Source organism: Evtepia gabavorous (assembly GCF_003425665.1).
GTDB classification, from domain to species: domain Bacteria; phylum Bacillota; class Clostridia; order Oscillospirales; family Oscillospiraceae; genus Evtepia; species Evtepia gabavorous.
Genome location: NZ_QQRQ01000004.1, coordinates 172,150 through 197,500, shown reverse-complemented (window position 1 = coordinate 197,500; position 25,351 = coordinate 172,150). Strand labels below are relative to the sequence as shown.

Here is a 25,351-nt window from a genome sequence, read left to right as displayed (position 1 = left end):
GTTGCCCCACAAAGCTTTAAGCTTCATGGACAACTTTTACTTGTCCGTTTTGGTGCTTCGTGTTTCTTACTTACGTTGTTTAATTTACAAGGTGCACACCGCTCTTACAGGGCGATTTGTATTTTAGCACAAATCCAAGTTGTTGTCAAGAACTTTTTTCTTCTTTTTCTCCAACTTTTCAACCTGTGTCTTGCGACAGCTTTGACATAATAGCATTTCTTTCCTCCATTGTCAAGGGTTTTTCTCAAACTTTTTTCTTCTTTTTAAGACAGTCTGGAACACTGTCTTTCCCAACCGCCCTCAGTAAACTCTCTCAGCTTCTCTCCTCAAAGCTGGCGCCACATTGCCGACAGGTTACCTTGATCTTCCCTTTTCCTCTTGGCACCCGAAGTTTTACTCCGCAGGATGGGCACTTAAAAACCTTATATTGCCGCTTCTGCTCCATTTTTGCTCGCCAGTTTCGCCCTATGCGAAATCCACGGGTCATAGCCAGAAATTTCTGGTTTTCCTGCTGCCTGCGTCCCAAGTTCTGGGAAAACGCACGAACACAGCAAAAAGCAGCTGCCAAAAGGCAAGCCCAATGAAGCAGATTGGCCAGTCCCCTGGTTGGTGCAAACAGAGAGCCTATCCAGCAGAGGATTGCCAGCACAAAAAGAGCAATATTCAATTGATCGATTCCATTTCTTCCAGCGAACAGTCGGTCAAACATGGTTCTCATCATTTCTTCGCCTCTTTGCTTCGGATCTGGCCGTTCTTCTGGTTTCCTGTCTTTTCGAAAGACCAGCAACCAAGACAGCTTACTTTATATTAAGATAAAGTATTCCTATTGTTTGTCAATGGGTTTCTCAATTTGTTTACAAAAAGATTACACTGTATTTTCTTTCCGACACATTGCAAAAAGAAACCGCCGCACAATCGTGCGGCGGTCTCTTAAATTCAGCCAAATCTTTGGAAAGAATTAGAAATACATATACTTGTTGGCTTCTTTCCGCAGTTCCGCGCGGAAGTCGGGGTGTGCAACAGCAATCAGGTTCTCTACACGCTGCTTCACAGTACGGGCACGCAGCTTTGCCACACCATACTCCGTCACCACCATATCGGTCAGGTTCCGGGAAACAGAAACAATAGAACCGGGGTCCAGGATGGGAGCGATTCTGGAAACAGTTCCCTTCTTCGCAGTAGAAATCTGGCACAGCATTGCACGGCCACCCTTGGAGTGATAAGCACCATAGGCATAGTCCGTGGCACCACCGGTTCCAGACCACTGAATGTTGGCAATGGCCTCTGCTGCCACCTGACCAGTCAGGTCAATCTGCAGGGCAGCATTGATGGACACCATGTTATCCTGCTGTGCAATAATCATCGGGTCATTGGTGTAACGACCACGGCGCATCAGGACACGGGGATGGTTGTTCAGATATTCATAGGTAAAGTTGTCCGCAATGATGAAGGTACCGACAGACCAGCCCTTGTCCAGGTTTTTATACCGGTTGGTGACAACACCCTTCTGGAGCATGTGTGCCATGGAAGCACCAATCTGCTCAGTGTGGATGCCCAGGTCGTGACGATCCATCAGTTCAAACCCGATGGCATTAGGGATGCCACCAAAGCCAAGCTGAATGCAGTCACCATCGTGAACCATCTCAGCAGCGTACTGGGCAACGGTCTTTTCAGCCTCGCCGATGGGGGGATCCTGCAGCTCATACAGGTCCAGATCAGACTCAATGATCACGTCAGCCATTGCCACGGGTACAGCACACTCACCGGGCAGGTGGGGAATCTTGGGGTTGACCTCAAAGATGATTTTATCTGCGGAATACAAAGACTCCATTTCCCACTGCAGGTCACAGGACACACAGCAATAGCCATGCTCGTCCATGGTAGAAACACCAATCACTACCACATTCGGGCGCTTGCAGCGATGCAGTTCCTGGCCATAGTTATGCAGGTTGACAGGGAAATAGGTGCTCATGCCGGAGGGATGAATCTTCCGGAAGTTGCCATCATAGAAGAAAGTCTGATGATGGAACTTATCCTTCAGCTCAGGATTGGTATGGACTTCATACTCAGGTCCCCAGCGGTGCACACAGGACCACAGCTCAACAGGGTTGTTGGGATCAATGCGGTCGGCAATGCGGTGCAGATTGCGATAGAAGAGACGGGGTTCGCAGCCATGGATGGAGTTGACAATGCAATCGCCGCTCTCGATAATGGCCAGCGCGTCTTCCACCGTGCCCAGCTTGCTCTTGTAGATTTCCTCATGAGACATGCCGGCATAGACGTCATTCAAATACTCTTCATGCTTCTTATGCTTCTTCAGCATGACATCAGGAATGTAACGATCATAGTTTTCATGATGTTCAAACATTGGATGTGTCCTCCTGTCTTTAATATGTACCAGTCTGTGCTACGCACAAGTTTACTCCTTTATGCTAACCCACCTTATATAAAAAGTCAAGACAGTCATTGTGCGATACTTTGAACAAAATTGCTCCTTTGATTTTGTTCGTTTTGACACAGTTTTCCGGAATATCAAATTATTTCTTTTGTTTAGCTGCGTTTCTCTTTTCTTTTCTCCATTTTTCTGCTACAATAGACCCGAAACAGAGGCAATGGCCTCGTTTTCTTTACTCATTCAACCTATCAATTCGATTGTTAAATCAGGCCAGCAAGGAGGCACGATATGTTAACCCCTGGAACCGCTTTGGAGCTCACTTTCCCTGTCACAGAGACACTGACCGCCAAAACCGTCGGCAGCGGGACACTGGACGTTTTGGCTACTCCCGTTATGATTGCCCGCATGGAACAGGCCGCCTGGACCGCAGTGGCTCCTTCCCTCTCTCCAGAGGAAGGAACCGTAGGTACTTGGATGAATGTAAAGCATCTGAGCGCCACACCCATTGGTGTAGAGGTCACTTGCCGTGCGGAACTGACAGAAGTAGACGGCAGACGATTGGTTTTCCGCGTAACCGCACAAGATTCCCAAGGTCTCGTGGGGGAAGGTATCCACGAACGTGTGATCGTTCAAAATGATCGTTTCCTCACAAAAGCGCAGAAGAAAAGGAATCCCAAATAATGGATTTGCATATTCAGCGGTGAATACTCACGTTCTCCGTAGAATCCTTCTTCCCAGAAAAACCAGATATGGAAGGTCGGAATCAGATTCCACATTATATTGTGGCATCTTTTGACTCCGGCCTTTCTTTTTCCTTATTTTCCCTGGGTATTCTCTCTTTTTTATGAAAAAAATCTTGATTTTTTCTTACAAATAAATTACAATGTGGTAACAACTATGAATATTCGGAAACAGGAGTAGCATGACGATGAAAAATCACTTGCCCAGCGCGATCATTCTATTCGTGCTCTTGTTGGCGTTCTGCTTTCACGCAATCGCCGCAGACAACAAGTCCTATTCCGGAACAAGTACGTTGGCTTCCACACAATCAGGTTATCTTTTCACAAGCACATTGGAAACCTCATCGGTTGATTACCTCGATGTCATTGATCCCGTCGCCACAGACACTGTGGCCACATTGCTTCGTACTACACCGGATATTACCGTCAACGGGACCTGGATCGCCGCCCGAACCGCCACAATCACTGCGGACGGCACAACCTATCTTTCCATCACGCCAGTCCTCCAGGCACTTTTCCCAAACGTCTCGGTCACCCTGAAAAATGGACGGCTCACTGCATCAGGCAACGGCCTCTCTCTGGAAGCCATCGCAGAAGAAGCCTATTTTATGGTCAATGACCGGTATTTTTATGTACCATCCTTGGTTATGGCCCAAGAGAATGATCTGTTGCTCCCCGCAGAATCACTGGCCAACGCCTTGGGCTGTTCCGTGGTGAAAGAGCCCGCAACAGGAACCCTTTCGATTCGCCGGGTCGGGCCGGTGGCCACCGCTAACACTTACGTAGAAGAAGACCTCTACTGGCTCTCCCGCGCTATCTACTCTGAGTCTGGAAACCAGCCGATGAAAGGGAGGATTGCCGTGGGAACCGTAATCCTGAACCGCGTCGCGGATGAGGCTTTCCCCGACACAATTCAGGAAGTCATTTTTGCACCAGGGCAATTTTCTCCCGTGGCCAACGGCACTATCTACCGCACCCCTGATGAGAAAAGCGTGATCGCTGCCAAGCTCTGCCTGGACGGTGTGCGGGAAGCCGATGGGTGCCTGTACTTTAATGTAACCAGCATGTATTCCTGGGCGGATCAAAGCCGTACTTACTCCTGCACCATCGGCGGACATAATTTCTATCTCTAATCTTTCCACCGGCTCGGACCTTGCAGTCCGAGCCGGTTCACTCAGCCTAAATTTTTTCCAAAATTTTTGCATTTTTCTCTTGACTTCTCTTCCAAAGCTGTTATAATACCTATTGTTGCGTCCCCCACGGCAAAATTTCAAAGCAAGTCATAGTAACAGAGCAAACACGGAGAAGTCGCGTAGTTTGGTCGAGCGCGCACGATTGGAAATCGTGTAGGCCCCAAAAGGGTCTCGAGGGTTCGAATCCCTCCTTCTCCGCCAGAAGAAAAACCTTGATCTTTCAGATCAAGGTTTTTTTATCTGTCAATGGATCACCATAAATTCCCCTCCCCCGCTCTCTAAACTACCTCGACAACCTTGACAAGGCAGCAAATCCTATGGTATCGTGAGATGCAATAGAATACTTATTTGCTCCAAAACGCACCGCGTAATTTTTATTGCAGGGCTATATATTTTCCTGTTTCTGATTGATAAACAGGCAAATATATGGCCCTACTTTTTTGGACAGGAAAGAGGCGATTACATTGAAACATACAGAGCATCCCATGGGAACCCGGCCGGTTCTTCCCCTGTTGGTCAGCATGTCACTGCCAGCCATCACCTCCATGCTGATCCAGTCACTATACAATGTGGTAGACAGCATTTTTGTTGCGCGGGTGAGCAACGACGCTTTAACCGCCGTTTCCCTGGCATACCCTCTGCAAAATATGGTACTGGCCGTGGCTGTAGGATTTGGAGTGGGTGCCAATGCATACATTGCCCGCAACCTGGGAGAAGGAAATCAGCGCAACGTGGACCGTGCCGCCTCTATGGGGATGGTCTTTACCACCATTCACGCTGTGATCTTTTTGCTCATTGGGCTGCTTGGCAGCGAACCGTTCCTGGGGATGTTCACCAATGACCCCGAGATCCTCCGCATGAGCAGCAGTTACACCCGCATCGTAATCTGCCTGTCTTTCGGCAGCTTATATCACATTTACATTGAAAAGCTTTTTCAGGCAGTAGGAAACATGTTTGTGCCTATGATCCTGCAAGGGGTTGGCGCCATTGTCAATATCGTCCTGGACCCCATTCTAATTTTTGGTTTATTGGGGCTGCCTGCCCTGGGTGTCACCGGTGCCGCAGTCGCCACGGTGGCCGGGCAGATGACAGCCTGCAGCTTGGCCGTACTCTACTTTTTCCGGACCAACCCCGGCATCCACATCACCCTTCCGGACATGCGCCCTGACCGCAGCATCGCCAAACGAATTTACGCCGTTGGTGTGCCATCCGGTCTGATGACCGCCATGCCCAGCCTGCTGGTTGGCATTTTGAACGCGCTGTTGGTGGAGCTCCATGCCCTGGCGGTTGCTGCGTTCGGTCTATATTTCAAACTGCAAACCTTTGTCTACATGCCGGCCAACGGTCTGATTCAAGGCATGCGCCCTCTAATAAGCTACAACTATGGTGCAGGCCGCCAGGACCGCATGCGCCACATTATTCGATGGAGTTTAATTCTCACCGCCGTCATCATGGCGGCAGGGACCTTGTTAGCCTGGCTTCTTCCCACGCAGATCATGGGCCTGTTTGATGCGGACCGCGCTCTCATCGCCGTAGGGGTTCCCATGCTACGCATCACCAGTCTCGGCTTTCTGGTCTCCACGCTGGGGACCGTTCTGGCGGGGTGCTTTGAGGCTTTGGGGAAAGGTCTGCGTTCCCTTGCTGTCTCCTGTATCCGCCAGCTTATCATCATCCCTCCGCTGGCCCTTGTTTTCTCTCGTTTCTGGGGCTTAAATGGTGTTTGGGCAACTTTTCCGGTGGCTGAGACACTGGCTGCCCTGGTAGCCGTGCTGTTGTATTTTCGTCTTATGAAGCAGTTATGCCAAAGAGAGGAAGAGAGCAACTCCCCTGAAACAGAGAATACATGAAAAATGATGCACGCAAAAATGCGTGCATTGTTTCATTTGTCGGCCCTGTTCCCTGTCCATTTCACTTTCTCGAAGGATCCAGCAATCAGAGACTGTTCGCTCGATCACAAAATTACGGTAAATACCCCTCTGGGTTACCAACGTGTCATGGGTCCCTCCCTGGACAATCTTTCTCCGGTCCAAAACCAGGATTTGATCCGCATTGCAGACGGTTTTCAGCTGGCGGACAATCATCGGCACAGTTTTCTCCCGTGTCAGCACCTCCATGGCCTTTTGCAGCATCCGCTTTAATATTGTAAAGGTCGCTTTATGAGGCTGGGACACTACCAAGGAATACAGCGTGGCACGGAGCAGAAAGCTCAAATGTGCCGAAGCGCACCACCCCAAATAAAATGTATCACCAGGCCTCCCCTCCAACAGTCCTAACATAATCTGCGCCGCCGCAAAATAGGAAAGCATTCCAAACAGCACTCCTACCACCCCAGACAGAACCGCCCGGATCAGCAGACCGTGCTCTCGTCCCCCAGTTCCCATAATTGTCTGTTGCTAAAGCTGGAAAGAGTGCCTTGATTCTGTTTAGAATCAAGGCACTCTTTCAGGACGGCGCCACAAAGCTTGCCTGCATGTAGAGCCATTCTACACAAATCGACGTTCTCGCCCCTCCTTGGGAAGCAAAGGTTCGGACCTCACACATAGACCAGAGCTGGCTGTCTGGATCACGCTGACGGATACGCATCCAATGGGTTTCCTCAGAATTGCTGTAAACAATGTCATCCAAAACCAATCTCGTTGTAATGGTCGCGTTGTTGTTGCTCTGGGCCTCCACCGCACCTGAGTTGTAAATGCTGGCCCGCCGGATATCTGCCAAAACAGGAACACTGGTACTCAAGGCCTGAATACCAATCCGCAGGGCAGACGTAGAGACATTTTGGTAGGTCAGCACCAAATTTTCAATTGGAATATTGACCATGCTGCCTGCCTTAGAAAGATCCAGATTGTAATATTTGATGTTCGATTTTAGGTTCGGACTGATAAAGCTTTGCTCCGATGTCTTGAAACTCACCTTATAGCTCACGGGGGTGTCCTCTTCCACCGCAATTTTCGGTGTTTCCCCGGCAAGCCCCTGCGGTCCTGTCTCCCCTTGTGCTCCCACTGGCCCTGCCTGACCCTGGGTTCCTTGGGGGCCCGTAGGGCCAGGTTCTCCCTTTTCTCCCCGGGGGCCAGTCGGGCCCATCTCCCCTTGTAAGCCGGCCTCCCCTTGGATGCCTTGCGGACCCGTGGGACCAACTTCTCCCTGGAGCCCCTGTGCACCAGGCTCTCCCTTTTCTCCCCGAGGGCCGGTCGGACCCATCTCCCCTTGTAAGCCGGCCTCCCCTTGGATACCTTGCGGACCCGTGGGACCGGGTTCTCCCTGAAGCCCTTGCACACCAGGCTCTCCCTTTTCTCCCCGGGGGCCGGTCGGACCCATCTCCCCTTGTAAGCCGGCCTCCCCTTGGATACCTTGCGGACCCGTGGGACCGGGTTCTCCCTGAAGCCCTTGCACACCAGGCTCTCCCTTTTCTCCCCGGGGGCCGGTCGGGCCCATCTCCCCTTGCAAGCCGGCCTCTCCTTGGATGCCTTGCGGACCCGTGGGACCAACTTCTCCCTGAAGCCCCTGCACACCAGGTTCTCCCTTTTCTCCCCGAGGGCCGGTCGGGCCCATCTCCCCTTGTAAGCCGGCCTCTCCTTGGATGCCTTGCGGACCCGTGGGACCAACTTCTCCCTGAAGCCCCTGCACACCAGGCTCTCCCTTTTCTCCCCGGGGGCCGGTCGGACCCATCTCCCCTTGTAAGCCGGCCTCTCCTTGGATGCCTTGCGGACCCGTGGGACCAACTTCTCCCTGAAGCCCCTGTACACCAGGCTCTCCCTTTTCTCCCCGGGGGCCGGTCGGGCCCATCTCTCCTTGTAAGCCGACCTCTCCTTGGATGCCTTGCGGACCCGTGGGACCAATTTCTCCCTGGAGCCCCTGTGCACCAGGCTCTCCCTTTTCTCCCCGGGGGCCGGTCGGGCCCATCTCCCCTTGTAAGCCGACCTCTCCTTGGATACCTTGCGGACCCGTGGGACCAATTTCTCCCTGGAGCCCCTGTGCACCAGGCTCTCCCTTTTCTCCCCGGGGGCCGGTCGGACCCATCTCTCCTTGTAAGCCGGCCTCTCCTTGGATGCCTTGCGGACCCGTGGGACCAACTTCTCCCTGAAGCCCCTGCGCACCAGGTTCTCCCTTTTCTCCCCGGGGGCCGGTCGGGCCCATCTCCCCTTGTAAGCCGACCTCTCCTTGGATGCCTTGCGGACCCGTGGGACCAACTTCTCCCTGAAGCCCCTGCGCACCAGGTTCTCCCTTTTCTCCCCGAGGGCCGGTCGGGCCCATCTCCCCTTGTGCACCGGCCTCCCCTTGAATGCCTTGCGGCCCCGTAGGGCCAGGCTCTCCCTTTTCCCCCTGGGGCCCCCGCTCTCCTGTATCTCCTTTGGCACCTGTCCGTCCGGCCGCACCTTGGGAACCTGCCGGAATAATGAAATCCAGCGCAACGCCTGTCTCCGTTTCACAGGCTGTTACCTGGGCGGTCTCTCCGGTGATAACCCTTCCAATTTCCACAGTAGGCATCGCGCCCATAGGGCCTGCGGGCCCGGGCTCTCCCCGGGGACCTGCGGGACCTCTCTCCCCTGGGAATCCTTGCTGTCCGGAGGGTCCAGTTTCGCCTGGGATTCCTCGCTCTCCTTTCTCTCCTCTGGGCCCCACAGGACCAGTAGGGCCAGGGACTCCTGGGACCCCTTGAGGTCCTGCCGGTCCCTGCCAGTCTGGATACCTCGCTGGGATGCACCACTGAGAGAAATTCCCATAACCATACATCCAAAACACCCCTTTTCCCAATGCCACTATCACTTTTGGGCAGACAATTTTTCTGCCTCCTTCTCTGGCAGTTCCTCCTGTTTCTCATTCTGGATTCCAAAATAGAATGCCACAATCACAGAAAAAACGGTCAAAAAATCCTGGTTGGAAATTCGCTCTGCCAGAGAAAGGCGAGCAAACACAACGGTTAAAACAATGGTCACAATGCTTTTTACACACAAAAGATTATTCAATCTTCGCAGCCAAATCGAACGCACGAGACTCACTCCTTTTGATCACCGTACCTTTTCGCATTTTATGCCATGGCCTGTCAATCTGTGACAGGGAACACCCTGTTCCCTCCATTTTCTCAAAGTTTTTCCCCAAAACAAGTCGGACTCGTTTTTCTCCGCTCCTCTGGAATGTCGAGAGAAATCCCGCCATAAAGATTGACATTCTCTCAATCAGGACGTACAATAGTGTCGAATGTTTGCCCTGTACGCAGACGCGAATAGGATATAAACGGAGGTAAGGACATGAAGTTTTCCAGCAAAGTCAAAAAATGCGGTCTGTCCCCGATGCGGAAGTTCCATCCCTATGCAGTGGCGGCGGAAGCCAAAGGCCGTAAGATCTATCATCTGAACATTGGCCAGCCCGACGTGGAGACCCCTCCTCAGTTTTTTGAGGCCGTGCGGAATTTCAGCCAGTCTGTTCTGGAATACGCTCCCTCCCCTGGTGTGCCCGAGCTGATCGACGCTGTTCAGAAGTATTATGACAACCTGAACATGCACTTTGAAAAGGATGAAATTCTCATCACCACCGGCGGCTCCGAGGCCCTTTCTATCGTTTTCCAGTGCATTCTGGATGACGGAGACGAGGTTCTGATTCCTGAGCCCTTCTATCCCAACTACGCCACCATGGTCAATACCACCGGCGCCAGCATCCACCCCATCCCCACCTCCCCCGAGGAGGGATACCGCTACGCTGACCGGGCTAAAATCGAGGCGCAGATCAATGAGCACACCCGCGCCATTGTCTGCACCAACCCCGGCAACCCCACCGGCGTTGTGCTGACCCCCGAAGAGCAGCGCCTCATGTGCGACATTGCCAAGGAGCACAACCTGTTCATCATTGGCGACGAGGCGTACCGTGAATTTGTCTATGCCGGCGAGCCCCTGCAGTCCTTCGGGGAGTACGCCGATGCTGCGGAGAATGTTATCGTCATCGATACCGTCTCCAAACGGTTCTCCGCCTGTGGTGCCCGGGTGGGTGCCATCCTCAGCCGCAACCACGAACTGCTGTCTGAGGCCATGAAGTACTGTCAGGCCCGCCTGTCTGTGGCGACCCTGGATCAGATTGCTTCCGCCGCGCTGTACAATGTCGGCCCGGAGTATTTCGCCGCCGTTCGTGAGGAGTATAAGCGCCGCCGTGACACTGTGGTGGCTAAGCTGGCTGAAATCCCCGGCGTGGTCTGTGAGTGTCCCAAGGGGGCTTTCTATCTGATGGCCGCACTGCCTGTGGATGACGCCGACAAATTCCAGCAGTGGCTGCTGGAAGAGTTTGAAGACAACGGCGACACTGTCATGTTTGCCCCCGGCGAACCCTTCTATGGCACCCCCGGCAAGGGCAAAAACGAGATCCGCATTGCTTATGTGCTGAAGCAGGCTGATCTGGAGCGCGCCATGGACCTGCTGGCCCTGGGCATCAAAGCATATAACGAGAAGAAGTAATCATTCCCTTCCAAAACACAACGCCCTGTGATCTGTGATCACAGGGCGTTCTTTCATTTCTCCAAAAAACGCTGAACCATCACCGCCATTTGGGCCCGGTCCGCCGTCGCCTGTGGGGCCAGTGTTTCCCGTCCGGTTCCCCGCAGGATTCCCTCCGCGACAGCCCATTGAACTGCTTCCTCTGCCCAAGGTGCTACTTGAGATCGATCCGCATAGCCCTGCAGGTTATCTCTCTTCTCTACATCCCTTCCGCTGTACTCCCCATAGCGGTAGAGAAACACCGCCAACGCCTGCCGGCTTACACCTCGGGCGGGGAGAAACTCTCCCGGGGCCGCTCCCCGGGCAATCCCAATCCCTTCAGCCCATCGAACGGCCTTCCCATACCAAGCGTCAAGGGGAACATCGGAAAAACCAGTGGGACCAGAGCCTGGCGGCTCCCCTGCCAGTCGGTATAACATGGTCACCACCGCAGCCCGCTGGGCGGGACGGTCCGGTCCAAACCGGTCCGGCGTAATCCCCTGCAGCAGTCCCCTCTCAAACAGCTCTGTAACCCCCTTTGCATACCAGTCCTGAGGACGCACATCCAAAAAGGGCATCTCTGCGCCCTGCTCCAGCAGCATACCCTCAGTAAACCGATCCAGGTCCACCGCGCCCGCAATTCCGGGCACCCGGCCATTGTCCTCATACTGAAAGCCCGCCCACTGTGTCCAGTAGCCAAGGGAGGTCGGTTCCTTGGGCCCATAATCCGCAATCCAGAGGGGATACCGCGTCAGCGCCGGTTCCCAGATCTCTGCGGCACTGGACGCATTGGTATAAAAAGCCGGCGTTTTTCCCGTTCTCTCCTCCAGCGTCTCCGCAAATGCCAAGGCAATCCCGTTGAGTTCTCCCTTGGACAGTGTGCCGTATTGTTCAAAGTCCACCGCTGGCCGGCAGTCATAGGGATATTCCTGAATCAGTTCCGAAAAATAAACCGCTTGCGCCCGGGCCTGGGTCTGATTGGTAGCGGTGACAAAGAAGTAAAAGCCCACCTTCATCCCCGCCCGCCGGGCACCTTCCGCATTCTCCCGGAATCGGCTGTCCTCTGACAGACCATATCCCGCTCGGATATAGACCATCTCTTTCCCGGCCGCCTTCACCTGGGAAAAGTCAATTTCTCCCTGCCAAACACTCACATCCAACCCTTCGTAAACCGCCGCCTGTGCACGCACCGGCAGGACCAGCAGGGAGAGAGCCAGCAGGAAGCACCATCGCTTTATCCATTTCATCACATTCACCATAGCTTTCTCTGTATTTGCCCCAGTGTATGTCATTGGGGGGGCGTTTGTGATGAAACAAGGCAAAACCCTGAACCCGGTTTCCTGGGAAAAAGACGGGGAAAAGCATTTCCCCTTGTAAGATACGTGCATTTCCTCCCGCAAAAAAGTGGGGAAAGACAATGTCTTTCCCCACTTTGCATGAAAACTTGATTTTATCTAAACTCAGCTGATCTTCAGGGTCAGGTTGGAATACTCCTGCTCCAGATTGTTGTAGTCCGCATCCACAGCCAGGGTACCATCCTTGACCTTCTGATACATTTCCTCATACTGCTCCACAGTATAGTTGGTCAGGCTCCAGGAATCGGTGGGCAGGCCCACGGCGTCCTCTTCCACACCCAGAGAAGTGGCAACGCCGCCGATTTCGGAGAAGGTATCGTCATAAACCTTAGCCAGAGACCATTCCACCGCGTCAGACAGTTCCTTCATGGCGGAGGTCACAACCGTATCAGACTGGGTGGACTGGTCCACGTCAACACCGATCACGGCACCATCGTTGGCGGAAGCCGCCGCCGTGATGGACTGGAACATGGAACCGCCGCAGGCAAAGATCACTTCCGTGCCGCTCTGATACCAGCCATTGGCCATGGTCTGCAGCTCAGGAGAGGCAGAGAAGCTGGAGCCGTACTCCCAAGAATAATTCATCTCCACCTGGACGTCCTTCTCCGCCGCAGCGGCGTTGGCGCCCTGCACAAAGCCATAACCATACCGGCAGCAGGCGGGATTGGTGCCGCCGCCACCGCCGGAGAAGCCCAGCTTGGTGTAGCCTTCCATCACAGCGGCATAGCCGGCAAAGTAGCCGGACTGCTCTTCCTTAAAAGCAATGCCAGCCACGTTGGCCAGAGGCTGATTGTCGTCTCCATTGATGGGATATCCGTCCACAAAGATAAACTTGGTGTCAGGATAGTCAATGGCGGCCTGCTTCAGGGCAGCTTCCTGCAGGAAGCCGGCGCAAACCACCACCGTGGCGCCGCCATCCACAGCGGCCTTCATGGCCTCATAACGGTCATCGTCGGTGGCCTGGTCGCCGTTGGCAGGCTGATAGTACTTGTAAGACATGTCATTCTTGCTGGCATACAGCTTCACGCCGTTCCAGGTGCCCTCGTTGAAGGACTTGTCCTTCAGCTGGCCCACGTCAGTGACAAAGGCCAGCTCATACTTGCCGTCCTCAGACGTCATGGAGTCGGGGATGTCATTGGCCGATGTCTCGGTGGTGGTAGCGGGCTCCTTGGTGCCGGCGTCTGTGTCTTCTGCCGGGGTATTGTCCCCGCCGCAGGCGGCCAGTCCCAGGACCATCACCGAGGCCAAGAGAAGTGCAAGAATCTTTTTCATCCTTTTCATTTCCTCCGTTTCAATGGATTGGTTCGGGTGTGTACAGGGTATTTTTTTACAACCCTTTAATGGGATTATAACATTGATATATCCAGCAATCAAGAGTGCAAATGAAACTCCCTCCCTTTTTGACAAAATTGACAATCTGTTGTTTCCCTGTTCAAAGGCCGCCAGACAAAAATTGCATTGTGCCCGGGAATATGCTATCATGTTTTGGTAAGAATCTTCCAGGAAAAGGCGGGAACAACAGTGGCAAAACTTTATTTTAAGTATGGTGCCATGGGCAGCTCAAAATCCGCACAGGCGCTGATCACACAGTTTAACTACGAAGAATTGGGCATGCGCGTTTGGCTGATCAAACCCAGCATTGACGACCGGGACGGCGCCTCTATCGTCAAAAGCCGTGTGGGGCTCTTTCGGGAGGCCGATGTCATTTTCCCGGAGGACAATCTATATGACCGCTATCAGGCGGGAGAACACTATGACGTTATCATCGCGGACGAGGCACAGTTCTTCACCCCCGAGCAGATTGACCAACTGCGTCAGATTGTAGACGAAGCGGATCTTCCTGTCCTCTGTTTTGGTCTGCGCACAGATTTTCTTACCCATCTTTTTCCTGGCTCCCGCCGTCTGATGGAGTTGGCCGATTCCATTACAGAGATCAAGACCGTGTGCGCCTGCGGCTCCAAGGCCACCGTCAATGCCCGTCTGGATGCCAGCGGGACCATTCTCACCACAGGCAGTCAGGTGTTTTTGGGGGGCAATGACAGCTATGTCGCTATGTGCCACCGGTGTTGGCGCAAGAAGATCCAGGCCCAGCAAAAAAGCAATCTGAATTGAGACAGCGCACCCTGACTGGGTGCGCTGTTTTCTCTTGCCCTGCCTTCTTTTCTCGGAAATCTTCCCTCCATTTCCTGGCCCTATCTGGATGCTGTTTTCGAATTTTATTGAAAAAAGCTGACAATCTTATGATTTTTATGGTATAATGTAAATATAATCTATCGTTTGACACCCAATACCGTAGAAAATTTCAGGAGGTCTCTGCTCTATGAAATGCCCGTTCTGTGCCACCCTCGACAGCAAGGTTGTAGACTCCCGTCCCGCCAACGACGGTACCAGCATCCGCCGCCGGCGGGAATGCCTCAAATGCCACAATCGGTTTACCACCTACGAAACCATCGAAGTTCTCCCCATGATCGTAATCAAAAAGAACGGCATTCGTCAGGCATTTGATCGCAGCAAGCTGATGACCAGTATGCTCAAGGCCTGCGAAAAACGGTCTGTCTCTCTCTCCCTGCTGGAAAAGGCCGCTGACGACATTGAAAAAGAGCTTCAAAATGAACTGGGCGGTGAAGTGAGCAGCAAACAGATCGGTGAATTGGTCATGGAAAAGCTGAAAGACTTGGACGAGGTGGCCTATGTTCGCTTTGCCTCTGTCTACCGGCAGTTCAAAGACATCAACACCTTTATGGATGAGCTCAACAAACTTCTGGACAACAAAAAATAAGGCTCCAGCCCCTTCCGAGTCAGCAAAAGTGGATATCTCTCCCCCATCCCCCTGCTGCGGAATCTGCTTCCCGGCAGGGGACCATTTTATGGTATCCTATCCTGTGGAATTCATTTTTTATACAATGTGTACCGATGACAAATTTGATTCCTCATTGTATCATTTCTTTGGCCCTGCCGGCGCCCTTGCTTTCGATTAGACAGCATGCAACAGAATGTTAAGAATTACGAATGCTTTTCTCTATTGATGTTTTGTCCGTTTTCCTTTATAATATAGGAGTATAAGGCAGGTATAAAGAAGATATTACGTTTCGTATATTGGGTTGAGATTTCCACAGAAAGCAGAAAATAAAATCATTTCTGTTTTCCTTTTGACCCCCCTGTATTCCAAGATACGAATCATAAAAATCCATTTTGAAAAATCGACGCAATCCGTACCGCGGCTTTTTTCAGAGGGACCCGATGCCGGCATGGTTTCCGTCTCCTCTCCGCCGCAGCAGAAACCCCGCAAAGAAAGGAGTGTATCTCATTGGTTAAATTTGAACACATTTCTCTGTCCTATGGCAACCAGCAGGTGATCTTTGACTTGAGTTTTGAGATCCCAGACGGTAAATTTGTCGTCCTGATCGGGCCATCTGGCTGTGGGAAAACCACCACCCTCAAAATGATCAACCGTCTCATTCAGCCAAACGCCGGTCACATCTACATAGATGGAGAAGACATCGCAAAGCAGGATAAGGTAACCCTGCGCCGCCGCATCGGCTACGTGATCCAGCAGATCGGCCTGTTCCCCAACATGACGGTGGCCCAAAACATCTGCGTGGTTCCCAAACTCTTGAAATATCCCAAGGAACGGTGCGAGCAGATCGTCCGGGACATGCTGGCCATGGTGGACATGCCTTATGAACAGTATGCCCACAAGTATCCCTCAGAAATGTCCGGCGGACAGCAGCAGCGTGTGGGAATCCTGCGTGCCCTGGCCGCTTCCCCTCCCATTGTTCTCATGGATGAGCCCTTCAGCGCGCTGGACCCCATGACCCGGCGCACCCTCCAGCAGGAAATGAAATCCCTGCAGCAAAAGCTGAACAAAACCATCGTCTTTGTCACCCACGACATGGAGGAAGCCCTTGACCTTGCTGATCTCATTATTTTCATGAACCACGGCAAAATTGAGCAGATGGCTTCCCCGGAAGAGATGCTGTCCCATCCGGCCACCGGTCTGATCCATGACTTCCTGGGCAAGCACATGCCGGAGCAGTCCGCCGCAGACCTGAAGGTCAAGGAGTTCATGCGCACCGGCGTCTATACAGTGGAGCAGACCCGGGGCATCAACGAATGCATCAGCAAAATGCAGCGGCACAACGTGGACACCTTGATTGTGGTGGACTCTCTCAAAAAGTATCTGGGAACCGTGTCCATCACCGATATCCGTCTGACCGGGCATGTGGTGGATTCCATCGGTCCCTTAATCCGCTGCAACATGCCCACAGTGCAGACAGAGGACAACGCCCGGGCCTGCTTCGATCAGCTGATTGAGAGCGGAAGCTCCTATCTGGTGGTCCTGAACCCCGACCAGACGGTCGCCGGAATCGTCACCAAGACCAGCATGGCTTCGGCAATGGCGGAACAGCTGTGGGGGTGAACCAATGAGTTACCATGATCTTCCCCAGGCCATTTTGACCCACCTCGCCTTCACCTTGGTTTCCGTGCTGTTCGGTCTGATCCTGGGCGTGGTGTTGGGCATTCTGCTCTCCCGTAGGCCCAAGCTGTCCAAATTTGTGCTGCCGGTGCTCTCGGTGTTCAATACCATCCCCGGCATTGTCTTTGTGGGGCTTCTGTTCATCTGGCTGGGCATGCAGCCGGCCACAGTGCTCATCGCGCTGTCCATCTACGCGATGTTCCCTATCCTGAAAAACACCTATGCAGGGCTGGTCTCTGTGGACCCGCAGTATATTGAAGCGGCCCGGGGCTGCGGCATGACCCCCTATCAGCGCCTGTATAAGATTGAAATTCCCCTGGCGCTGCCTACCATCATCGGCGGTCTGCGAATGTCCACCATTTACACGGTCAGCTGGACTGTCCTGGCTGCAATGATCGGGCAGGGTGGTTTGGGCACGTTCATTTACACTGGAATCAGCGCCAATGACAACGGACTCATCCTGATGGGCGCCATTCCCGCAGCACTGCTGGCCTTCATCTTGGGCTCTCTCATCGACGCGCTTCAGCGCAAAGTGGTACCCAAGGGAATGCGAAAGGAGGCGGACGAGCTATGACCGGTATCATGATTTTAGACCACATCTCGATCGTTGTCGCCGCCTTGCTGTGTGCCATCGTGGTCGGCGTCCCTCTGGGAATTCTCTCCTACTTTTATCCCTCCGCCCGCAAAATTATCCTGCGGGTGGTGGACCTGCTCCAGACTACCCCTGCATTGGCCCTGCTGGGCATCATCATGGTCTTTCTGGGGGCGGGCAAACCGACCGTCATCATCGGTCTGGCCTTATACTCCCTGCTGCCCATTGTACGAAATACCTGCCTCGGCCTGAACCAAGTTCCCGACTACCTGGTGGAAGCAGGGAAAGGCATGGGCATGTCCCGGATGCAGCGTCTGCTCCGGGTGGAAATGCCCCTTGCCACCCCCATCCTCTTCACGGGAATCCGAATCGCGGCAGTCAACGCGGTGGGAACCGCCGTCTTTGCCGCCTTCGTGGGCGGCGGCGGCCTGGGGAGCGTCATCAACACCGGCATCCGGCAGGATGACATGGCAGCCATCCTTGGCGGCACTGGCGTGCTGATGCTCATGGCCTTGGTGCTTGACACCTTAATGGGTCTCATAGAGCACCGGATGAATCACCACACCGCCGGTTCCACCTCTCACCGCTTCCGTATGGTCAAACGTCTGGGGGCCGCTGGATTGGCCGTCTGTGTGATCGCGGTGGGCGCCTGGAGCTTCATTCCCCAAGATGAAAACGGCATTGTCCTCTATCAGGGAGAATTCTCGGAAGTCCAACTCATCAACAGCATGATCCAGCAGCTCATGGAGGACCGCTATGGCCTAGAAGTGACCATCAAGGACCAAATGACCTCGAAGAACAACTTCCAGGCGCTCATCGGTGACGATCACAGCTGTGACTTGATGTACAACTGGGATGGCACGATCCTCACCACCATTCTGGGGTTGGACACCACGGACATTCCCGACGGCATGACCCTCTACGATTTTGTCAACCAAACGGTTCAGGAAGAGTACGACTGCCGTATGTTGGGAAAAATCGGGGTCAACAACACCTATGCCATTGGTGTGACAAGCCAAGTGGCGGAACAGTACAACCTGAAAACCATCAGCGATCTGCAGCCCGTGGCCGGTTCCCTGCGCTTTGGCGCGGAGCAGGACTTTTTCACAGATGCAGGCAGCATGAAGTTTGGTCCCTTCGTTGAATTCTATGATCTGAACTTCAAAGAGGTTCTGCACGTGGACATCATGCTGAAATACAAGGCCATCGAAGAAGGCTCTTATGAGGTCATGGTGGTTTACGCAACAGACGGCCTGAACAAGCGGGCCAATCTGAAAATTCTGGAGGACGACAAACAGTTTTTCCCAGAGTATTACGGCACTATCTTGGCCCGCAACGATCTATTTGAGCGGTTCCGGGAGGAAGCCCCCGATTTGGAGGAAACCCTCTCCTCCTTGAACGGGCTGTTCACCAACGATCTCATGAGCAGTATGACATACGAAGTCGATGTAGAGCAGCGCTCTGTTGACGACGTGGCACGAGAATTTTTGATAGAACAGGGTCTGTTGGCACCGTGAAAGAAAACAGAGTGGACATTCCAGTCCACTCTGTTCTTTTTCTCTTCCCGCCACTTCCTCGGTGGTGGACAGGAAAACCGGCAGGTCCTTTACAGAACACTGCCGGTCTCCCTGGATTTTTATTTTTAGGATGTGAATACGTTTCCAGTCAGGACTTAGGCGTCCTTGGCCTCCCAAGGCTTGCTCAGCTCTACCAGACGCGCATATTTCTCCTGCGCCTCCTTCTCCGCCCGGGCAAAGAGCTCTGTGGCCCGTTCCGGGAAGGTGAGCTGAAGGGAGGAATAACGGACCTCTCCGGTGAGGAACTCCTGGTAGTCCATAATGGGTGCCGGAGAATCCAGCTGGAAGGGGTTTCTCCCCTTCTCCTTCCGGCGGGGATCATAGCGGAACAAATGCCAGTAGCCAGCTTGTACGGCGGCCTTCATTTCCAGCATGGTGTTGTTCATGCCAATCTTAATGCCGTGGCTGATACAGGGTGCATAGGCGATGATGATAGAGGTACCAGGATAGGACTCGGCCTCCAACAGCGCCCGCAGGGTCTGGCTGTAATCCGCGCCCATGGCCACCTGGGCCACATAGACATTGCCATACTGCATGGCGATGGCCGCCAAATCCTTCTTTTGGACCGCCTTACCCGCTGCGGCAAACTGTGCCACCGCGCCGGTATTGGTCGCCTTGGATGCCTGGCCGCCGGTATTGGAGTAGACCTCAGTATCCAGGACCAGAATATTGATATTCTCTCCCGAGGCCAACACATGGTCAACCCCGCCATAGCCGATGTCATAGGCCCAACCGTCGCCGCCAAAGGCCCAGACCGACTTTTGGCCAAACATGTCCCGCATGTTGTACAGGGCCTGCAATTCCTCCTGGTTCCCCGTGCCGGCCGAAATGGCTTTTGCCAGCGCGGCGGCCAGTGCCTGCCCCGTGGTCCGAGAGCCTTCGGTTTCCCTCCGGTGGTTCAGCCATTTCTGGGCACACAGGGTCACAGCGGCGGGGGTGTCCTCCTTCTGGGCAAGGGACCGAGCCAGATCCGCCGCAGCGGTCTGCCGGGCGTTCACCGCCAGGTTCATGCCATAGCCAAACTCCGCACCGTCTTCAAAGAGAGAGTTTTCCCAAGCCGGTCCTCTCCCCTCCTTATTGACCGTATAGGGCGTGGAGGGGGCGCTGCCACCCCAAATGGAGGAGCAGCCAGTGGCGTTGGCAATGTACATCCGGTCACCAAAAAGCTGTGTCACCAGCTTGACATAGGGTGTCTCACCGCACCCGGCACAAGCCCCGGAGAACTCAAAGAGGGGCTGCTGGAACTGACTGCCCTTCACGGTCTCCTTGGCAAAGGGAAGTTCTTTCTGGCTCACCTGCTCCATTCCATAGTCAAACACGGTCTGCTCATCCAGCTGGGCGCTCAAAGGCTCCATGGTCAGAGCCTTGGTTTTGGCCGGGCAGGCCTCCACGCAAGAGCCACAGCCTGTGCAGTCCAGCACCGACACCGTCATGGAATAGGCATAGATCTCACAGCCCTTCCCGCGCATATCCCGCATCTTGGTCCCCTTGGGGGCGGACACCACTTCATCCGCGTCCATGACAATGGGACGGATACAGGCATGGGGGCAGACATAGGAACAAATATTACATTGGATGCAGTTGTTGGGGTTCCAGGCCGGAACCTTTACCGCAATCCCGCGCTTCTCAAACGCCGCTGTCCCCTGGGGAAGGGTACCATCCGCTCCAGGCATCAGTTTGGAGACCGGGATGGCGTCTCCCCGCATGGCATTGGCAGGGATCATAATATCCTTCACGTACTGCGCCAGTTCCGCCCGCTCGGTCTTCACGGAAAGCTCCGTGGGTTCCTCCTGCGCCTCCGCCCAGCCGCTGGGGATCAGGATTTCCTGGACACCCTCGACACCGGCATCCACCGCGTTGTAGTTGCGCATGATGACGTCCATTCCCTTGTGGCCGTAGCTCTTCACAATGGCGTCCTTCATGTGCTGTACCGCTTCCTCCACCGGAATCACCTTGGCCAGCTTAAAGAATGCGGCCTGAAGAATGGTGTTGGACCGGTTGCCCATGCCCAACTCAATGGCTTTGTGGGTGGCGTCACAGGTGTACACCCGGATATGGTTCTGGGCCAGGTAGCGTTTGGCCGCCGCCGGGAGATGCTCCTCCAGTTCCTGCAAGTTCCAGGGACAGTTGAGCAGGAAAGTGCCCCCCGGCTTAATATCCTGTACAATGTCAAACTTTTCGATATAAGAGGCCAGATGACAGGCGACAAAGTCCGCCTTGGTGACATAGTAGGACGCCTTGATCTGATTCTTTCCGAACCGCAGATGGCTGATGGTCACACCGCCAGACTTCTTGGAGTCATACTGGAAGTACGCCTGCACCTGCATATCGGTGTTGTCGCCGATGATTTTAATGGAGTTCTTGTTGGCGCCAACGGTGCCGTCGCCGCCCAGCCCCCAAAACTTGCAGGCAATGGTCCCCTCATCGGCCACATCGGGCTCCTCCAGAATGGGGAGAGAGCGGTGGGTCACATCGTCGTTGATGTTGATGGTAAAGCTCCGCACCGGCTGGTCGCTCTGCCCATTGCGGAACGCAGACAGGATTCCGCCCGGCGTAGTGTCCTTGGAGCCCAAGCCATACCGGCCGCCCACAATCTTCGCTTCCGCGAAGGGGGTGCCCGCCAGCGCCGCCACCACATCCAGGTACAGCGGCTCTCCAATGGAAGAGGGCTCCTTGCAGCGGTCCATGACCACGATATTTTTCGCTGTGGCAGGCAGGGCCGCCACAAAGCGGTCCGTGGCAAAGGGGCGATAGAGGCGCACCTTCACCAGGCCAACCTTTTCCCCCTTGGCGTTCATATAGTCCACCACTTCTTCCGCCGCGTCGCAGACCGACCCCATGGCAACCATCACGGTCTCCGCGTCAGGGGCGCCATAGTAATTAAACAGCTGGTAGTTGGTCCCCAGGCGCTGGTTGACCTTCCCCATATACTCTTCCACCACAGCGGGGAGAGCATCATAATACTGGTTGCGGGTCTCATTGACCTGGAAGAAGATATCCGGATTTTGGGCCGAGCCCCGCAATACCGGGTGCTCCGGGTTCAATGCCCGTGCCCGGAAGGCATGCAGCGCATCCATGTCCACCATGGACTTGAGCTCATCGTAGTCCCACACCTCTACCTTCTTGATCTCATGAGAGGTCCGGAATCCGTCAAAGAAATGGAGGAAGGGAACCCTCCCGCCGATGGCGGCCAGGTGGGCCACAGCGCCCAGGTCCATGACTTCCTGGGGATTGGCGCTGCACAGCATGGCATATCCCGTGGAACGGCAGGACATCACGTCACTGTGGTCGCCAAAGATCGACAGCGCATGGGTCGCCAGCGCCCGGGCGGAAACATGGGTCACCCCAGGCAGCAGGCTGCCGGCAATCTTGTACATATTGGGGATCATCAGCAAAAGGCCCTGGGAAGCGGTGAACGTGGTGGTCAGTGCCCCGGCGGTCAGGGAGCCGTGGACCGCGCCGGCAGCGCCTCCCTCCGACTGCATGACGGAGACCTTTACTGGCTGGCCGAACATATTCTTCCGCCCCTCGGCAGACCATTTATCCGACAGCTCTGCCATCACAGAGGATGGGGTAATGGGATAGATTGCCGCGACTTCCGTAAAGGCATATGCCACATGGGCCGCCGCAGTATTGCCATCCATTGTCTTGCGCTTTCTTGCCACGTTGACTCCTCCTTGTCCCAACGCAAACGGGAGACCCTTTGCTGGATTTTTCCTGATATTCAGAGGTAAGCCGTAAAAACGGCCCACTGTATTCTTCTGACAATCTAATCCTACCATTGAAGGGCTCCTTTTGTAAATGAAAGTTCTATCCAAACTTCCTGCAGGAAAACCCCTGGAATCCTTCTATCCTGCTGGGAGAGCAAAAAGAAAACGAGAGCTAAAGTAGTTCTTTGTGCAAATAAACCACATGCGAATTGTCAATCTTTGTACTACATCTGTGGATATTTGTCTATCCTGTCAAAACAAACGGCGTGCCTTATCCGGCACGCCGTCGAAAAACGTCAGCGGTTTTGTTCCTCCAAAATCCGTCCGTCCCCAGAGAAAGTGACCACCCGCCAGGGAAGGTCTTTCCCACTGTCCAGCAGCGCGGCCTTGGCTGCGCGCTCCATTCCGCCGCAGCAGGGAACCTCCATCCGGGCAACGGTCAGACTTTTGATCCCATTGGCCAACAAAATCTGCGTGAGTTTTTCCCGGTAATCCCCCTCATCCAACTTCGGACAGCCAATCAGGGTAATACGATTTTTCATAAACTCCTGGTGGAAATTTCCATAGGCATAGGCCGTACAGTCTGCGGCTATGAGAAGATGGGCGTCGGAGAAATACGGCGCCCGAACCGGCACCAGCTTGATCTGGACTGGCCACTGTCCCAAGCAGCTCTCCCCCTGCGCCGGAAAAGCAGAAGACATCCCCTCTTTTCCGCCTATGGTGCGGGGCTGGCTGCCGGGACAGCCGCAAGGCAGCGGCGCAGGGACAGTGGGAGCCTTGGCCTGAGCCACCGCCGCCGCATTGTACTCCGGTGCCTCTCGTACTTCAAAGGAGATCGCGCCGGTGGGACACCCAGGCAGGCAATCCCCCAAACCGTCACAGAAATCCTCCCGTACCAGCCTTGCCTTCCCTTCTCTCATTTCAATGGCGCCTTCATGGCAGGCCGCAGCGCAAATCCCGCAGCCGTTGCAGGCCGCCTCCTCGATCTTGATGATCTTTCTTACCATTTCACGAAACCTCCTACAATGTCCTTGACTTTTCTCTCATAGTTTAGTAGGATAAGCGGGAATCGTATGTTGGAAATCCAACACAATAGGAGATTCTATGGAACAATATTTCGCGCTTTTGCGCCAATGCCCGCTTTTTCAGGGGATCTCTCCCCAAGAGTTATCCCAGATGCTCCCCTGTCTGGGAACCCGCCACATGCAGGTCAAAAAGCACCAAATGATTTTCCGTGCCGGAGACCCGGCACGCTGGGTCGGTTTGGTGCTGTCCGGCGCTGTCCATGTCATTCAGGAAGACTACTATGGCAACCGCAGCATTGTCTCTACGTTCCAGCCTCCTCAGCTTTTTGGGGAGGCTTTTGCCTGCGCCGGTGTGGCGTCTCTGCCGGTCAGTGTGGAGGCTGCCCAGGACAGCACCCTTCTGCTGCTGGACTGTCAGCGTGTCATCCGCACGTGCAGCGACGCCTGTGCCTTTCATCAGCGCCTGCTGTCCAACCTGCTGCATGTGGTCGCGGCCAAGAATCTTTTGCTGACGCAGAAGCTGTCGTTCTTGTCCAAGCGGACCACCAAGGAGAAGCTCATGGCTTACCTGATGGAAGAGGCCCGGCGGGCGGGCAGCCCCACTTTTCGCCTCCCATACGACCGGCAGGGCCTGGCAGATTACCTGGGCGTGGACCGCAGCGCCATGTCGGCTGAGCTGAGCAAGCTGCGCCGGGCGGGCGTTCTCGACTGCAAGGGGCGAGATGTTACCCTCCATAAATCCATTTCCTAAAAAAGAGAGAGAAAGGAACCTGTTATGGAATTTTTCAAAACCAACAGCCGGGGGATCGCCCTGTGCCTGGCCATCGCCGTTCCCGCCTGGATTTTGGGCACCTTCTTTCCCATTGTCGGCGGGCCGGTCATTGCCATCCTTCTGGGCATGCTGATCGCCATTCCCCTGAAAAACCAGGGACGGATGGCGCCCGGCATTAAATTTACCTCCAAAAAAGTGCTGCAATGGGCCGTGGTGCTTCTGGGATTTGGCCTGGATTTGACGGTGGTGCTGAAAACCGGCAAGCAGTCTCTTCCCATCATCGTCTGCACCATTGCCGTCTCCCTGCTCATCGCCTTCGTGCTGCACAAGGCCCTCCGGATTCCCTCCAAAATCTCCACTTTGGTGGGGGTTGGTTCCTCCATCTGCGGCGGCTCCGCCATTGCCGCCACCGCGCCTGTGATTGATGCCGACGACGAAGAGGTGGCCCAGTCCATCTCTGTAATTTTCTTCTTCAACGTTTTGGCAGCCATTCTCTTCCCGATCCTGGGCAACCTCATCGGCTTCAGCACCACTTCTGGAGAGGCTTTCGGCATCTTCGCCGGCACCGCAGTCAACGACACCTCCTCTGTCACCGCAGCTGCGGCCACCTGGGACAGCATGTGGGGATTGGGAACCGCCACCCTGGACAAAGCGGTCACTGTGAAGCTCACCCGCACCCTGGCCATCATCCCCATCACCTTGGTGCTGGCCTTTCTCTATACCCGGAAGGGGCAGAAAAGCCAGGGGAAAGGGGTCAGTCTCAAGTCCATCTTCCCCTTTTTCATTCTCTATTTTATCGCGGCCAGCCTTCTGACCACCGTCGCGGTCCACTTTGGGGTGGATGCCAGCGTCTTTTCCCCCATTAAGACACTGAGTAAATTCTTCATCGTACTGGCCATGGCCGCCATCGGACTGAACACCGATATTGTCAAGCTCATTAAAACCGGCGGTGCGCCCCTGGCCTTAGGCGCTTGCTGCTGGGTTGGCATCACCGGCACCAGCCTTCTCATTCAGCACGTTATGGGCCTTTGGTAACAGAATTCTTGATACGTGCCTT

Annotated in this window: 19 protein-coding genes and 1 tRNA gene; 12 read left to right on the top strand and 8 right to left on the bottom strand. The window is 54.4% G+C overall.

All coding sequences use genetic code 11. The annotated features are described in order from the left end of the window. Nucleotides 1-313: 313 nt before the first annotated feature. Together DV520_RS04280 and DV520_RS04275 are read right to left on the bottom strand one after the other, a co-directional pair. Nucleotides 314-721, bottom strand: a complete 408-nt coding sequence (locus tag DV520_RS04280) for a hypothetical protein (RefSeq protein WP_117141884.1) — start codon at nt 719-721, stop codon at nt 314-316. A gap of 237 nt (nt 722-958) precedes the next feature. Then, nucleotides 959-2,368 (bottom strand): acetyl-CoA hydrolase/transferase family protein, encoded by a 1,410-nt coding sequence (locus DV520_RS04275; protein ID WP_117141883.1) that lies wholly within the window; start codon nt 2,366-2,368, stop codon nt 959-961. A 315-nt stretch (nt 2,369-2,683) separates the two neighbouring features. Here DV520_RS04275 and DV520_RS04270 point away from each other — a divergent pair, with 315 nt between their 5' ends. The 4 genes from DV520_RS04270 (at nt 2,684) to DV520_RS04255 (ending at nt 6,175) form a co-directional block, all read left to right on the top strand. Beyond that, nucleotides 2,684-3,076, top strand: coding sequence for a thioesterase family protein (locus DV520_RS04270; protein ID WP_021920509.1), 393 nt, complete (start codon nt 2,684-2,686; stop codon nt 3,074-3,076). Between the two features lie 247 nt (nt 3,077-3,323). Next, complete coding sequence (locus tag DV520_RS04265) at nt 3,324-4,268, top strand: cell wall hydrolase (RefSeq protein WP_165850034.1); 945 nt, start codon at nt 3,324-3,326, stop codon at nt 4,266-4,268. A gap of 168 nt (nt 4,269-4,436) precedes the next feature. Further along, nucleotides 4,437-4,529 (top strand) — tRNA-Ser (locus DV520_RS04260). 263 nt (nt 4,530-4,792) lie between these two features. Continuing rightward, on the top strand, nt 4,793-6,175 hold the full coding sequence (locus tag DV520_RS04255; RefSeq protein WP_117141881.1) for an MATE family efflux transporter: 1,383 nt from the start codon (nt 4,793-4,795) through the stop codon (nt 6,173-6,175). A 595-nt stretch (nt 6,176-6,770) separates the two neighbouring features. Here the strand turns inward: DV520_RS04255 and DV520_RS12515 are convergent. Then, complete coding sequence (locus DV520_RS12515; protein WP_021920506.1) at nt 6,771-7,250, bottom strand: hypothetical protein; 480 nt, start codon at nt 7,248-7,250, stop codon at nt 6,771-6,773. After that, nucleotides 7,247-8,755, bottom strand: a complete 1,509-nt coding sequence (locus DV520_RS12645; protein ID WP_277352350.1) for a hypothetical protein — start codon at nt 8,753-8,755, stop codon at nt 7,247-7,249. Before DV520_RS12645 ends, DV520_RS12515 begins: the two co-directional genes overlap by 4 nt. Nucleotides 8,756-9,574: 819 nt before the next feature. Here DV520_RS12645 and DV520_RS04230 point away from each other — a divergent pair. Beyond that, complete coding sequence (locus DV520_RS04230) at nt 9,575-10,768, top strand: pyridoxal phosphate-dependent aminotransferase (protein WP_021920503.1); 1,194 nt, start codon at nt 9,575-9,577, stop codon at nt 10,766-10,768. Nucleotides 10,769-10,821: 53 nt separating this feature from the next. On the opposite strand, the gene DV520_RS04225 is transcribed toward DV520_RS04230, so the two are convergent. Together DV520_RS04225 and DV520_RS04220 are read right to left on the bottom strand one after the other, a co-directional pair. Then, the gene (locus DV520_RS04225; RefSeq protein ID WP_242984645.1) at nt 10,822-12,033 is read right to left on the bottom strand and encodes a GH25 family lysozyme; all 1,212 of its coding nucleotides are present in this window, start codon (nt 12,031-12,033) and stop codon (nt 10,822-10,824) included. Between the two features lie 213 nt (nt 12,034-12,246). Continuing rightward, on the bottom strand, nt 12,247-13,413 hold the full coding sequence (locus DV520_RS04220) for a BMP family ABC transporter substrate-binding protein (protein ID WP_021919365.1): 1,167 nt from the start codon (nt 13,411-13,413) through the stop codon (nt 12,247-12,249). Between the two features lie 249 nt (nt 13,414-13,662). On the opposite strand from DV520_RS04220, the gene DV520_RS04215 reads away from it, so the two are divergent. The 5 genes from DV520_RS04215 (at nt 13,663) to DV520_RS04195 (ending at nt 18,727) form a co-directional block, all read left to right on the top strand. Then, nucleotides 13,663-14,253, top strand: a complete 591-nt coding sequence (locus DV520_RS04215; protein WP_021919366.1) for a thymidine kinase — start codon at nt 13,663-13,665, stop codon at nt 14,251-14,253. A 208-nt stretch (nt 14,254-14,461) separates the two neighbouring features. Continuing rightward, a complete protein-coding gene (nrdR, locus tag DV520_RS04210) occupies nt 14,462-14,920 on the top strand; it encodes a transcriptional regulator NrdR (protein WP_021919367.1) in 459 nt (152 codons plus the stop codon). 528 nt (nt 14,921-15,448) lie between these two features. Beyond that, nucleotides 15,449-16,561: a betaine/proline/choline family ABC transporter ATP-binding protein gene (locus tag DV520_RS04205; RefSeq protein WP_021919368.1), complete on the top strand. Its 1,113-nt coding sequence runs from the start codon at nt 15,449-15,451 to the stop codon at nt 16,559-16,561. Nucleotides 16,562-16,565: 4 nt separating this feature from the next. Further along, nucleotides 16,566-17,192: an ABC transporter permease gene (locus tag DV520_RS04200; RefSeq protein ID WP_021919369.1), complete on the top strand. Its 627-nt coding sequence runs from the start codon at nt 16,566-16,568 to the stop codon at nt 17,190-17,192. Further along, nucleotides 17,189-18,727 carry a glycine betaine ABC transporter substrate-binding protein gene (locus DV520_RS04195; protein ID WP_165850032.1) on the top strand — a complete coding sequence of 513 codons (1,539 nt, stop codon included), beginning with the start codon at nt 17,189-17,191 and terminating at the stop codon, nt 18,725-18,727. The genes DV520_RS04200 and DV520_RS04195 overlap by 4 nt, the downstream gene beginning before the upstream one ends. Nucleotides 18,728-18,882: 155 nt before the next feature. On the opposite strand, the gene nifJ is transcribed toward DV520_RS04195, so the two are convergent. Continuing rightward, on the bottom strand, nt 18,883-22,452 hold the full coding sequence (gene nifJ / locus DV520_RS04190) for a pyruvate:ferredoxin (flavodoxin) oxidoreductase (RefSeq protein ID WP_117141877.1): 3,570 nt from the start codon (nt 22,450-22,452) through the stop codon (nt 18,883-18,885). Nucleotides 22,453-22,793: 341 nt separating this feature from the next. After that, complete coding sequence (locus DV520_RS04185) at nt 22,794-23,504, bottom strand: ATP-binding protein (RefSeq protein ID WP_117141876.1); 711 nt, start codon at nt 23,502-23,504, stop codon at nt 22,794-22,796. 169 nt (nt 23,505-23,673) lie between these two features. Between DV520_RS04185 and DV520_RS04180 the strand changes: the two genes are divergently transcribed. Continuing rightward, nucleotides 23,674-24,273: a Crp/Fnr family transcriptional regulator gene (locus DV520_RS04180; RefSeq protein WP_338083301.1), complete on the top strand. Its 600-nt coding sequence runs from the start codon at nt 23,674-23,676 to the stop codon at nt 24,271-24,273. A gap of 24 nt (nt 24,274-24,297) precedes the next feature. Then, nucleotides 24,298-25,329, top strand: a complete 1,032-nt coding sequence (locus DV520_RS04175) for a YeiH family protein (RefSeq protein WP_021919374.1) — start codon at nt 24,298-24,300, stop codon at nt 25,327-25,329. Nucleotides 25,330-25,351 lie beyond the last annotated feature (22 nt).